At 73.2% G+C, this 11445-nt stretch carries 14 protein-coding genes; 3 read left to right on the top strand and 11 right to left on the bottom strand.

The features are described 5' to 3' along the window. From BLU82_RS08515 to BLU82_RS08470, 11 genes are all read right to left on the bottom strand, one after another. Positions 1 to 360, bottom strand: coding sequence for a GPW/gp25 family protein (locus BLU82_RS08515; RefSeq protein WP_092625605.1), 360 nt, complete (start codon positions 358 to 360; stop codon positions 1 to 3). 83 nt (positions 361 to 443) lie between these two features. Continuing rightward, positions 444 to 2222, bottom strand: coding sequence for a phage baseplate assembly protein V (locus tag BLU82_RS08510; RefSeq protein ID WP_092618463.1), 1779 nt, complete (start codon positions 2220 to 2222; stop codon positions 444 to 446). Continuing rightward, entirely contained in the window at positions 2219 to 2872 is a 654-nt protein-coding gene (locus tag BLU82_RS08505) for a LysM peptidoglycan-binding domain-containing protein (protein ID WP_092618460.1), read from the bottom strand. Before BLU82_RS08505 ends, BLU82_RS08510 begins: the two co-directional genes overlap by 4 nt. Continuing rightward, positions 2872 to 3522: a hypothetical protein gene (locus tag BLU82_RS08500; protein WP_092618456.1), complete on the bottom strand. Its 651-nt coding sequence runs from the start codon at positions 3520 to 3522 to the stop codon at positions 2872 to 2874. Before BLU82_RS08500 ends, BLU82_RS08505 begins: the two co-directional genes overlap by 1 nt. A gap of 2318 nt (positions 3523 to 5840) precedes the next feature. Next, positions 5841 to 6326 carry a phage tail protein gene (locus tag BLU82_RS08495; protein WP_092618453.1) on the bottom strand — a complete coding sequence of 162 codons (486 nt, stop codon included), beginning with the start codon at positions 6324 to 6326 and terminating at the stop codon, positions 5841 to 5843. Next, on the bottom strand, positions 6319 to 6492 hold the full coding sequence (locus BLU82_RS34060; protein ID WP_157740718.1) for a DUF6760 family protein: 174 nt from the start codon (positions 6490 to 6492) through the stop codon (positions 6319 to 6321). The genes BLU82_RS08495 and BLU82_RS34060 overlap by 8 nt, the downstream gene beginning before the upstream one ends. A 6-nt stretch (positions 6493 to 6498) precedes the next feature. Then, positions 6499 to 6990 carry a hypothetical protein gene (locus BLU82_RS08490; RefSeq protein WP_092618450.1) on the bottom strand — a complete coding sequence of 164 codons (492 nt, stop codon included), beginning with the start codon at positions 6988 to 6990 and terminating at the stop codon, positions 6499 to 6501. Next, positions 6987 to 7466, bottom strand: a complete 480-nt coding sequence (locus tag BLU82_RS08485; protein ID WP_197682813.1) for a phage tail protein — start codon at positions 7464 to 7466, stop codon at positions 6987 to 6989. Before BLU82_RS08485 ends, BLU82_RS08490 begins: the two co-directional genes overlap by 4 nt. A gap of 28 nt (positions 7467 to 7494) precedes the next feature. Beyond that, positions 7495 to 9066, bottom strand: coding sequence for a phage tail sheath subtilisin-like domain-containing protein (locus BLU82_RS08480; protein ID WP_092618447.1), 1572 nt, complete (start codon positions 9064 to 9066; stop codon positions 7495 to 7497). Positions 9067 to 9216: 150 nt separating this feature from the next. Further along, positions 9217 to 9603, bottom strand: coding sequence for a DUF4280 domain-containing protein (locus tag BLU82_RS08475; protein ID WP_092618444.1), 387 nt, complete (start codon positions 9601 to 9603; stop codon positions 9217 to 9219). Between the two features lie 22 nt (positions 9604 to 9625). Then, positions 9626 to 10093, bottom strand: a complete 468-nt coding sequence (locus BLU82_RS08470) for a septum formation family protein (RefSeq protein ID WP_157740716.1) — start codon at positions 10091 to 10093, stop codon at positions 9626 to 9628. Between the two features lie 132 nt (positions 10094 to 10225). Here BLU82_RS08470 and BLU82_RS08465 point away from each other — a divergent pair, with 132 nt between their 5' ends. The 3 genes from BLU82_RS08465 to BLU82_RS08455 are packed head-to-tail and all read left to right on the top strand — an operon-like array spanning position 10226 to position 11393. Further along, a complete protein-coding gene (locus tag BLU82_RS08465) occupies positions 10226 to 10588 on the top strand; it encodes a VOC family protein (protein WP_092618438.1) in 363 nt (120 codons plus the stop codon). 14 nt (positions 10589 to 10602) lie between these two features. Continuing rightward, entirely contained in the window at positions 10603 to 10953 is a 351-nt protein-coding gene (locus BLU82_RS08460; RefSeq protein WP_092618435.1) for a helix-turn-helix transcriptional regulator, read from the top strand. Beyond that, a complete protein-coding gene (locus BLU82_RS08455) occupies positions 10950 to 11393 on the top strand; it encodes an SRPBCC domain-containing protein (RefSeq protein WP_092618432.1) in 444 nt (147 codons plus the stop codon). The genes BLU82_RS08460 and BLU82_RS08455 overlap by 4 nt, the downstream gene beginning before the upstream one ends. Positions 11394 to 11445 lie beyond the last annotated feature (52 nt).

Here is an 11445-nt window from a genome sequence, read left to right as displayed (position 1 = left end):
TCACTCCTCACGCGGGATGACGTAGAACGGGTAGACCAGGTTGCGGCGGTCGTTCGTCGTGCGGACGCGGTAGACGATGCCGATGCGCACCAGCCCGGACTCCTCCTCGTCCTGGACCGGCGTCACCTCCTCCACCTCGACCCGCGGCTCCCACCGGGCGATCGCCTCGCGCACCGCCTCGGCGATCAGCCCGATGAGGTTCGGCGTCACCGGCTCGAACATGAGCTCCCAGATGCGGCAGCCGAACTGCGGGCGCATCACCCGCTCGCCCGGCGCGGTCAGCAGGATCACCCGGATCGACCGGTCCAGCTCCTCCGGCCCCGTCGTCAGCCGGATCGAGCCGGTGTGGTCGACCTGCATGGGCCAGAAGAACCCGCGGCCGACGACGTCGGCGTCGAGCCGGTCGGGCGGCAGCGGCGCGCGGACGGGGCGGTCGTCGTCGGTCAATTGATCGCCACCGACTTCCCCTTGACGGTCGTGATGCCGTCGCTCTCGACGACCGCGGCCCCGTCCCCCTTCGCCGTCAGGGTGCCGCGCGAGCTGGCGCCGAGCGTGGCATTGGCCTTGATGTCGACCCTGTTGCCTGAGAGCGTGAGCCTGTCCTCCGCCTTGATCGAGATCTCCGCCGCCTCGAGGGCGATCCTGTTCTTCCCGTCGACGGTGATCGTGGCCCGGCCGACCTTGATCGACATCGGCACGTCCACCGGCAGTTCGACGTCCATGCGGTCCTTGCCCAGCCGGATCCGGTGCTTCCCTCCGGCCAGCGCGATCAGGATGTGCTCGTTCTTCTCCCCGACGCCGTCGGCGAGCTCGATCACGTGCCCCAGCCGGGACGTGAAACGCCGGTGCTGGACGCCTGAGCCCGTGGTGACCTCGTGCGGCGGGATCTTGTCCTTGGTGTTGTGCAGGCCGGCGAGGATCACCGGACGGCGCAGGTCACCGCCCTCGAACGCGACCAGGACCTCGTCGTCCACCTCCGGGAGCACCATCAAGCCGCGGCCGTTGCCGGCGCCGATGGTGGCCACCCGCGCCCAGTCGCTGGTGTCCGTGGGTGTGAACGCGGGGAACCGCACCTTCGCCCGGCCGCGCTTCTCCGGATCCTTCACGTCCGTGACGATGCCGATCATCAGGCCGTAAAACCGGCCGCCGGCGTCGGAGTGGCCGCGCCCGACGTCCTCGCGGCCGCCGCCCAGCAGATCCACGAGCGACGCCGGTGCCCGTTCGCCGGCCACGAACCGGGTGTGGAAGCCCGAGCGCCGGTACACGTGCTCGACGCGGCTGACGTGGTAGGTGCCCGACACCGGGCCCGCGTTCGTCACCGTCAGCGTGGTGCCCGGCGTCATCGCCGGGTCCGCCGGGCCGCGGCCCTGTGCGCTGACCGCGGCGCGGGCGATCGAGTCGCGCAGCGACCCGGCGATCTCGTCGGCCTGCTTCTTGTTCGTGACCGTCCGCACGACGTCGACGCGACGTCTCGTCTCCTTCGACGTCACGGGCGCGCCGCCGGTGAACCCGTCCAGCAACGGTGCCTTGGACATCACCGTCGTGCTGTCGACGCGGGCCGGGTCGGACTCCACGGATTCCTTCTTCCACGGGCTCCAACCGCGTACCTGGACCGCACCGGGGATGTCGACGGCGCTCGCCGAGAACTCGTACAGGTCGGTGCCGAGGGATCGGGTCAGCTGGGGACCGGTGCCCGGCTGGACGGCGACGATGGTGCTGTCGTCCACCCACCAGTCCCAGTTCAGCCGGTCGGCCACCTCGTTGAGGAACTCGAGGTCGGTGCCCACCTGCAGCAGGTGCGTCTGCAACTCCGACCCCGTGGCCGGCAGCCGCGTGCTGAGCCCGGCGGCGCCCGCCAGTGTCACCACCATCTGGTGGAAGGACTGCTCGGCGAAGGTGCGCACCACGGGGCTCCCGGCCAGCCTGCGCGCGCGGTCGTGAGCGGTGACGACGAGCTCCGGCGGGAGCCCCTCGCGCTGCTCGACCGCGATGCCGGTGACGGTGCCCTCGGCCAGCCGGCCACCACCCACGACGCCGACCTCGACGCTCGTCCCATCGCGGAAGATCGACGACGAGGCCAGGGCGTAACCGGGGTCGGTGAAGCGCAGGACGATGGAGCCGACGGTGCGCAGCCCGCGCTCGGCGTGCATCTCGACCAGCGCGTCCAGCCAGGTGCCGCTCAGTAGCGACCCACCGATCCGGATCTCCGGCGCGGTGGTCACGACTCCATCCTCGGGATCGAGAGCAGCCGGCCGGGCCGCAGGTCGAGCGGGTCGGCGATCGCGTTCGCCTCGGCCAGCGCCCGCCACCGGGTGGCGTCTCCGTAGTAGGTGGCCGAGATGCGGTCCAGCGTCTCCCCCGGCCGGACGCGGTGCACGCGGTGCGGCCGCGGCGTCCCCGACGTCGGGTTCTGCGGCCCGAAGGCGTTCGACGGCTCGTACTGCCGCAGCGTCAGCATGAGGCGGGCCCGCAACGGCACCCCGGCGGACGAGAAGTACGTGAAGGCCAGCTCCAGGTCGCTGACGACCGCCTTGAACGAGTGCAGGTCGCCCCAGTGGAACGTCACGTACGGCGGTCGCGCGTTGTTCGTCGTCTCGTCCGTTCCCGGCAGCGTCAGGTCGACCTCCATCAGCCCCACGATCTTGCCGGTGTACTTCGTCACCGGACTCCCGTCGTGCGTGGTGTCGAAGAACAGCTCCATCCGCAGCCAGCCCGACCGGGCACCGGCGTAGCGCAGCCTCGGCACGCCCTTGCCCGGCAGCCGGTCGGCCGCCCACTCGTTCGTCCGGCCCACGGTGAACTGGGCCGGGTTGAACAGGCAGGGCAGCCGCTCGCCGCCCTCGATCTCGAGGAACGCCTTCTCCGTCGCCACTAGAACACTCCCGGTATCCCGCGGCGGCCGCGCCGCTCCAACTCGCCCCGCACCCGGCCCTCGATCCGCTCCATCACCAGGTCCGCAAGCTCGGCCAGGTCGGCCGGGTCGATGTCGCTGAGCCGCCACCGGGCGGACGGCTCTCCGCCGCCGGGCGGGATCGGCGGGGCGCTCCCGGACGCGGGCCCGGGCGCCGCCGTGTCGGCCGGCGTGTCGGCCGCCGTGTCGGCGTCGGTCGTGAGGACCGGGTGGCTCGCCGCCGGGTGGCTCGCCACCGGCTGGAGCGGCCCGAGGCCGGGCTGCCGGGTCTCGGCGGCGAAGCCGCTCGACGACCCGGCCGGCATCGGTGGCGTCGGCAGGGTCGGCGGTGGGTCGAGCGTCGCCGCCGGCGCGGCGACCGACATCCGCGGCGGCGCCACCCGATCCGTCCGTGCTCCGGCGAGCACTCCCGCCACCGCTACCTGCGCGCTGCGGACCACCGTGGTCGCCGCCACCGGCAGCCACGTCGGGCCGCCCGGCAGCACCCGGCCCAGCACCGCCGGCGCGGCCTCGTACCCGCCCCTCCCCGCGGCGACGGGACGAGCCTCCTCGCGCGCGACGCTGCGCCATACGATCGCGCCCGAACCGCCGGCTCCCGAGCCGACGTCCACTGGACGCTCCGAGCCCTCCCGAGCCACACTCCGCCAGACCATCGCCCCGGCAAGGCGAGGCGCCGTCCCACCCCGCACCGGTCCACGCACCGCTGCCCATGCCGCTCCGGCGTCCACCCGGGCAGGAGCCCGGCCGGCACCGGCACCGCTCACGTCCGCAGGGAGCACACTCCGCGGCGCCATCGGCACGGCAGCGTGAGCCGCCGATCGGCGAGTCCCAGGCCCGTACGTGGTAGGGCCGTCGGCCCCGCCGACGGACGCCGGGCCGGTGATCCGGAAGGGCGTTCTCCCGACCCCACCGGCGGCGATCATCGGCTCGGCCGCCAGACCGGCTCGGACCGCCCGGCCGTCACCGGTACCGCTCACGTCCGCGCGGATCACGCTGCGCCAGACCATCGCCCCAGCGGCCCGGGCCCCCCGGCCGCCCCACACCGGCCTGCGTGCCGCGGCGCCGCCGCCCGCTCCGGCGTTGACCGGGCTGCCCGCCGCTCCCGCTCCCCCCGCGGCCCCGAGCATCGAACGACCACTCGCCGGCCGGGCGGCGCCAGGGCCGGGCCCATTCGCACGTGCCAGACTCCGCCAGGCCAGGCGACCCCACACCGGCCGGCCCGCCGAGGCGGCGCCGACCGCGCCGATGTCCCCGGCGCGAGCGCCGGCCGCGCCCGGCATCGAACGAACCCCCGCCGGGTTGGCCGGCCGGGCCGCCGCCACGATCGGAATCGGCTGCGCAGCGCCAGAGTCGGGCGCATCCGCACGTGCCACACTCCGCGAGACCATCGCCCCAGCCACGCGCGACGCCACGTGACCCCACACCCGCCGGCCCGCCGCGGTAGCGCCGACCGCGCCGATGTCCACGGCATGCGCCACGGCGGGAGCGCCGGCCGCGCCCGGCATCGAACGAACCCCCGCCGGGTTGGCCGGCCGGGCCGCAGCCCCGGGGGGAATCGGCTGCGCAGCGCCAAGGCCGAACCGATCGCCACGCGCCACACTCCGCCAGACCATCGCCCCCGCCACCCGCGACGCCACGTGACCCCACACTCGCCGACCGGCCGAGGCGGAGCCGACCACTCTGCTGTCCGACGGGCCCGCCCACCGGCCACGTCCCGTCGACGGCCCAACGATGTCGGCCGTGCTGCCGCGGTCGCGTCCCATGGTCCCGGCACCGCGGGCACCGGTCGCCGACCGGCCGCGCCCGAACCGGACGGCCACATCGGCCTCACCAGCCGCGACCACCGAGCCCGTCGCTGGGTCTGATGCGGTCCGGCGGACGGCGCCAGAGCCGGACCCGCCCTCGCGAGCCACACTCCGCCAGACCATCGCCCCGGCCACCCGAGACGCCAGCCGACCCCACACCCGCCGACCCGCGGAGCCCGCCCCGACCAGGCGCCCTGCCCCACCAGGTGCGTCGGCTGCGACAGAACCGGGCGCCGAACGACGCCATACCCGCTGACCCGCGGAGCCGGCTCCGACCACGCGCCCTCCCCCACCCGGGGCATCGGCGGCGGCGAGGCCGGCCACCGGGCGGTCCTGGGCGGCAGCGGACGGTGCGGGGGTGTAGACGCTGGTGCCAACAGTTGGCGTCTGTGTCAACACGCTCGACGAGACATCAGGCGCGCCCGCGGCGCCCCTCGCCGCCGAGCGGCGGATCGCCGCCTGCCGGACGGCCGGGCCCGCCGCGGCAGCCGCTGCCACCCGACGCAGATGCTGCACGACGCCGCCCGCACTCCCGCCGGCCGCACTCCCGCCGGCCCCACTCACACCGGCTGCCACGGGCCGCGCACGTGAGACCCGTTCGGCGGCGGCCGCGCCGGCGGGCGAGGCGGACGAGGAGGCGCGTGGCGCCGATCGGCGGCGCCGGTCCTGGGGTGCGAGCATGGGGCCGGCAGCGGCCACATCGGCGGGCAGTCGCATGGGGACGGCCTTGGGCGCGAGCCGGCCGGAGAACGCGCCGGGCGTGTAGGTCGACTCCGTCGGCACCCGCCGCACCACGCGGGCGAGACCGGGAGTGCCAGCCAAGTCGGGCGTCCACCAGCGCGGCGCCCGCACGGAGGCGTCGGAGTCGGCCGCAGCGGCCACGACCGGGACCGGCCGCGCGGCGTCGGCGACGCCGTGCCCGATCACCGAGGTCAGTGCCCGCCGCATCGCGCGCGAGCGGCCCACCGTCGTCGCGAAGACGTGGAGGCCGGCCGACAGGTCACCCAGACCGGAGCGATCCGCCGCGCCGCGGGCTCGCCGGGCCGGGCGGTGCCGAGCCGCCGCCGCACGCCCCACCGCGGACCGATCCACCTCGCCGGCCGACCCGGTCGCGCCTCCCCCGCTCACGCCGCCCCCGACCCGCTCGTGGTCCGCGATCTGAACCCGTTGTGGGCCACCTCGAGCTCCTCCTCCAGCGAGTGCGCGGTCTCGACGTCGAAGCGCGGACCGACCCAGCGGACCGCGAAGACGCCGTCGAACTCCCAGGCGCGCAGCCGGTCGCCGCGCTCGCCGAGCACTGTCACGGCGCCGGTGCTGCGGACCAGCGCGTCGCCGGCCGCCGCGAAGCCTTGGCCGGCGGTCTTGTTCACCCAGGCGAACAGCGCGTCGCCCTGGGTGAGTCCACGTCGGAAGACGAGGTTGGGCCAGCGCAGCCGCCCCGGCAGCCGGTGGACGTAGCCGTTCTCGCCGCCCTCGGCGTACTCCTCCAGCTCGGCGGTCACCTCCAGGCCGCGCACCTCGCGGAAGATCCCGATCTCGACGCCGTCGACCTCGAACAGGAACCGGTTCGAGCTGGTCGGCTCGCCGCCGAGGAAATCGGCCTCAGGCATGCTCGCGCACCGCCTCCCACGCGCGGTCGTTCAACGAACCCACGGCCCGGATCATCCGGACCCGGTCGAGATGCTCCAGGTCGAGCAACGTGTCCAGCGGCCAGTGCAGGTGGTAGGCGAGGTACGCGATCTCCTGCCAGAGCGCGTCGGCCGGGTAGCGCAGCACCTCGGGTCACCTGCCGACGCCTGGAAGCTCCTCGATCGCCGACCGGCCCGGCCGCGGCACTCGAGACGACGGCGACGGGGCCCCGACGGCGACCGGCTCCCCCGCCGCCTCGGTCACCTCGGGCCCCGCCGGAGCCGACGCCGACGCCGTCACCGGCCCCAGCAACTCCTGCTGACTCTGCAGCAGCGCCTCGTAGTCGTCCTGGCTGCCGAAGTTGATGACGCCGTAGAAGTCCTGCAGGAAGGCGAGGTCGACCGCGAACAGGTTCTCGATCTCGTGCGCCGTCACCAGCTCCAGCGACCCGAGGGTCTCGACGACGCGGGCGAGCACGAGGATCGTGAGCCGCGGGTCGTCGGGGCCGTCGACCATGGGGTCGCGCAGCGGTTCGAGCTCGTCGCGGGCCGTGGCGAGGCGCATGGTCCCCGTGCGGTGCAGCGCGCCGTCGCCGTCGACGTAGCCGCGCGGCAGGACGAACTCGTACCGCGTCTGCAGGCTCATTTGACCCGCTCGAGTCGTTCGACGACCAGGGTGATGTTCTCCTTGATCGCCTCGCCGCCGTCGACGGAGAGCTGGTCGGTGGCGATCTTGCTGGGCCAGCCGTTGAAGAAGTTGAACCGCGCGACCTCCTTGAGGGCGGAGTCGTAGATGACGACGGAGCCGTTCTTGCGCTTCGCCGAGCGCTCCGAGCCGAGGCCGGTGCCGCGGATGTCGTTGAACCACTTCCACATGGGGTCGCTCGCCATGTCGTTCGACGCCACCCGGGTCAGCTGGACGTCGGGGGTCTCGACGGACTGGCCGATCGACTTGACCTGCTGCTTCTTCCCGTCGGGACCGGTCTGGGTCACCTTCATGACGCCGAGCTCGATGTCCAGCCCGGACACCGACATGAGCGCGCTCACCACCTCGCCGTCGATCTCGAGGAAGAAGTTCATCGCGATCATCGGGTCGATCTTGAACAGTCCTGCCTCAGGCACGTCGGTCTCCTTCGGTCGCGGTCGCCGGTCAGGCGGCGCTCTGCTTGGTCTGGCTGATCCGGAACACCACGAACTCGGCCGGCTTGACCGGCGCGAGACCCACCTCGACGACGAGCTTGCCCTGGTCGATGGACTCGGGCGGGTTGGTCTCGGCGTCGCACTTGACGTAGAAGGCCTGCGCCGCGGACTGCCCGAACAGCGCGCCGGCCTGCCACAGCCCGTGCAGGAAGCCGGTGAGGGTCCGCGAGACGCCCTCCCACAGCTTCACGTCGTTGGGCTCGAACACCGCCCACTGGGTGCCGTCCATGATCGTCGCCTCGACCATGTTGAACAGCCGGCGGACGTTCAGGTAGGTCCAGTCGGTGTCCGAGGACAGCGTGCGGGCGCCCCAGATGCGGATGCCGCGGGTGCCGAACGGGCGGATGCAGTTGATGCCGATGGGGTTGAGCAGCGACTGCTCGTTCTGCGTGACCGGCCGCTCGACGTCGAGGACGCCGCGGATGGTGTCGTTGGCGGGCGCCTTCCAGACGCCGCGGGTCTCGTCGGTGCGCGCCCACACGCCGGCGACGTGTCCCGACGGCGGGATCAGCGCGGTCGCGTCGCCGTTGGTGGCGCCGGGGTTGTCGACGGTGATCCACGGGTAGTAGAGCGCGGCGAAGGCGGAGTCGTACTGCGCCTGGTCGGAGCGCCACTCCTTGATCTGCTGCGGCGTCATGCCGGGCGGGGCGTCGAGCAGCGCCATGCGGTTGGAGTACTGCTCGCAGTGCGCGATGAGCGCCGTCTGCACGGCCTTCCACAGCCCGAGGTCGAGGCTGCCGTCGTCGCGCGTGGCGGCGGTGACGAGGTCGGGCACCAGGATCATCGTGACGTCCTCGGCGATGGCCAGGCCGTTGATACCGGTGCGCGCGGACTCCGAGCCGGCGAACTTGCGGCCGTTGACCGGCACCGGACGGGGCGCGGCGCGCTCGAGCGGGTACTGGCCGGGCCGCAGCAGGTCGAGCTGGCCGGCGAGGTCGGTGTCCTCGGCCAGCGCCACCTTGACCTTGACCCTGGTGGACGCGGCGTTGACGACGGTGGCGGCGTCGCGCGGCCCGCCCAGCGTGAGGTCCGGGTACGACTCGACCACGTCGGCGCCGTCGAGGACCTCGATGGTGAACGGCGCGGGATCGGGGCTGTCGTCGTCGGCCGGCTCCTGCGCGGTGACGGCGACGGTGAGGTCGGCGTCGGGCTCCACGCTCTCGATGACCAGCGGGCTGCCGAGGCTGCGGTCGGCGGCCGGCAGCGCCACCGTCGACGGCTCCCCCGCCGGCTCGCTGTTGGGCACCCGGACGATGTAGGCCAGCGCGCCGCCGTTCTGGAAGTAGCCGTAGACCGAGAGCGGCAGCATGGCGCCGGCCACGAAGCCGCCGTACAGCTGCTCGTACTGGGACCAGCTGGTGACCAGCCGCGGCGCGAGGCCGTGGGGGTCGGCGGGGTCGTCGGCCGGGGCGCGCTCGGTGAACCCGACGAAAGCGGCGATGGCCGTGGGGACCGCGGTGAGGACCTTCTGCGACGACGGGACCTCTTCGACGTACACTCCGGGCGCTGTGTAAGTGGGCACGACGACCTCTTTCTCGGGCGTGGAATCCGCACCGGTTCGACTCTTTCCCGAGCCGGTCACGGAATCGTACGAAGATCCATTCTTCGACACCAGATCAATGGCCCGGAATTCCCCGGGTTCATGCACTCGCGCATGGACGCGAAAATGACCTCAGGACGTGGTCTGGACGCTGCCGGGCTGCGCCACGGTGATGATGCCGCCCCACTGGCAGCGGCAGGTCGTCGCCAGCGTCAGCGCCTGGCGCCCGCCGATGGTCGTCGACGGCGACCCGGGCAGCCACGCCGTCGTCGCCGGGATGCACGGCTGCGGCGTCAGCACCCCCATCGCGGCGCTCGTCGCGGCTGCGACCATGGGGTTCGCCAGGCTGACGCAGGTGTTGAAGGGCCGGATGTTCAGGAACGGGACGGCGTCGGCGACGGTGGCGGCGGGCCGTCCCTCGACCGTGACCCGGGCCGTCGGCAGCACCCCGAGCGACGCCGGTGCCGTGCCGAACGAGCAGCTCGTCTGCGCCGAGTCGACCACCTGCGGATCACCCATCGTGTTCCTCCTCGAATTGGGCCTACATTCCGGAGTCGCGCACCGAGGCGTCGAGTTTCTCGCCCGTGGTGGTCACGAAGCACACGACGTGGGTATCGCCGTCCTCCCAGCCGCGCACCGACGGGAGCAGATAGGTGAAGAAGAGCGCGGAATCCAGATAGTTCGTGCCGACATATTCGCCGAATTCCTGCGCGCAGGCGCCGTCGGCGAACCGGATGAGCGCGTCGTCGCCCGGGAACGCGTCGGCCTCCTCGCCGCCGGGACCGGTGTAGCCGACGACGGCGTACGCCTCCTGGTCGTGCTCGCGGTCGCACGGGACGCCGGTCAGCTCCGTCAGCTCCGCCTGCACCTCGCCCGGCGCGGTGAAGCACTGGCCCGCCTCGATGTCGAGCACGCCCACCGCGCCGCCGTCGCCGTCGTCACCGAGCAGGCCGCACCCGGCCAGGACGAGCACGCCCAGCGCGAGCACCGCGACACCGCCTGACCGCACCGGACCACCTCCTCCGCCCGCCACCGAGGCTAGGGCGCGCCCGCTCCGCGGCGACAGGGTCGAGGCGCATGCGCGGCCGCATGAACGGGCTCGGATTGACGCGTAGGATTTTTCCTACCTATAGTGCCGGGCATGAGCCTGACGCAGATCCAGACGCTGACCATGTTCGTCGACGACCAGGAGCGGGCGCGGGAGTTCTATGCCGACGTGCTCGGGTTCGAGGTGCGCACCGACCTCGCCATGGGCGACACCCGCTGGCTGGAGGTCGCCCCGCCGGGGGCGGCGACGGCGATCGTGTTGCACCGGCCGTTCCCGGGCGCCACGGCGGGGACGTCCGCCGGCACCATCCTGGCGTCGTCCGATCTCGACGCCGACGTCGAGCGGCTGCGGGCCGCCGGGGTGAGCGTCGACGGGCCGAACGAGATGCCGTGGGGCCGCCAAGCCACGTTCGCCGACCCCGACGGCAACGGCTACGTCCTGTCGGCCGCCGGGTGAGGTAGAACGGGGCCATGCCGCAACGGGGCAAGACGTCGCCCGCCGACCGGTTGTTCGGTGCGCTGGCCAACCCGACCCGCCGCGACATCCTCGACCTCCTGCTCGACGGCGAGCAGACGGTCCAGGACATCGCCGACCGGTTCGACATGGCCCGCCCCAGCGTCTCCGAGCACCTGCGCGTGCTCCGCGACACCGACCTCGTACGCGAGGAGCAGCGCGGCCGGCACCGCTACTACACGGTCCACGCGGGCCCGCTCGTCGGCGTCCGCGACTGGCTGTCGCCGTACGAGCGGTACTGGCGGGCCCGGCTCACCGACCTCGGCGACGTGCTCGACGACCTCGGCGGCGACGGGAGCGGCGGGTGACGAACACCGAGATCGAGCTGGACCACTTCTACCCGCACCCGCCGGAGCTGGTCTGGCGGGCCCTGACGACGCCGGAGCTGCTGGCCCGCTGGCTGATGCGCCCCGAGGGGTTCGAGCCGCGGGTCGGCGCCCGGTTCACGATGGCGGCGAAGCCGATCGAGGCGGTCGGCTTCTCCGGAACCGTCGCCTGCAAGGTGCTCGAGCTGGTCGAGCCGGAGCTGCTCAGCTTCAGCTGGGACGACGCCGCGGCGGACGGGCCGAGCGGCTGGGTGGTCAGCTTCGAGCTGCGCCGGGAGGGCCGCGGCACCCGGGTGCTGTTCACCCACCGCGGCTTCGACCCCGGCTCCCCCGCCGACCAGCTGTCGCGCACGATCATGGGCAACGGCTGGCGCCGCATCCTCGCCGCGCTGGGCGAGGCCGCCGCCCCGCCCCTCCCATGATCATCAATGATCCAACCCCCTATGGGTGGTCGGATCATTGATGATCATGGGG

Origin of the sequence: Jiangella sp. DSM 45060 (assembly GCF_900105175.1) — a bacterium.
GTDB lineage: Bacteria > Actinomycetota > Actinomycetes > Jiangellales > Jiangellaceae > Jiangella.
The sequence above is the reverse complement of the archived record's forward strand: the minus strand, read 5'-3'. Positions and strand labels throughout refer to the sequence as shown.

What these genes read in the sequence shown, in the direction of transcription:
- BLU82_RS08515 (WP_092625605.1), bottom strand. Translation starts at nt 360, where the DNA reads ATGCAGGTCGACCACACCGGCTCGATCCGGCTGACGACGGGGCCGGAG.
- BLU82_RS08495 (WP_092618453.1), bottom strand. Translation starts at nt 6,326, where the DNA reads ATGCCTGAGGCCGATTTCCTCGGCGGCGAGCCGACCAGCTCGAACCGG.
- BLU82_RS08490 (WP_092618450.1), bottom strand. Translation starts at nt 6,990, where the DNA reads ATGAGCCTGCAGACGCGGTACGAGTTCGTCCTGCCGCGCGGCTACGTC.
- BLU82_RS08475 (WP_092618444.1), bottom strand. Translation starts at nt 9,603, where the DNA reads ATGGGTGATCCGCAGGTGGTCGACTCGGCGCAGACGAGCTGCTCGTTC.
- BLU82_RS08465 (WP_092618438.1), top strand. Translation starts at nt 10,226, where the DNA reads ATGAGCCTGACGCAGATCCAGACGCTGACCATGTTCGTCGACGACCAG.
- BLU82_RS08460 (WP_092618435.1), top strand. Translation starts at nt 10,603, where the DNA reads ATGCCGCAACGGGGCAAGACGTCGCCCGCCGACCGGTTGTTCGGTGCG.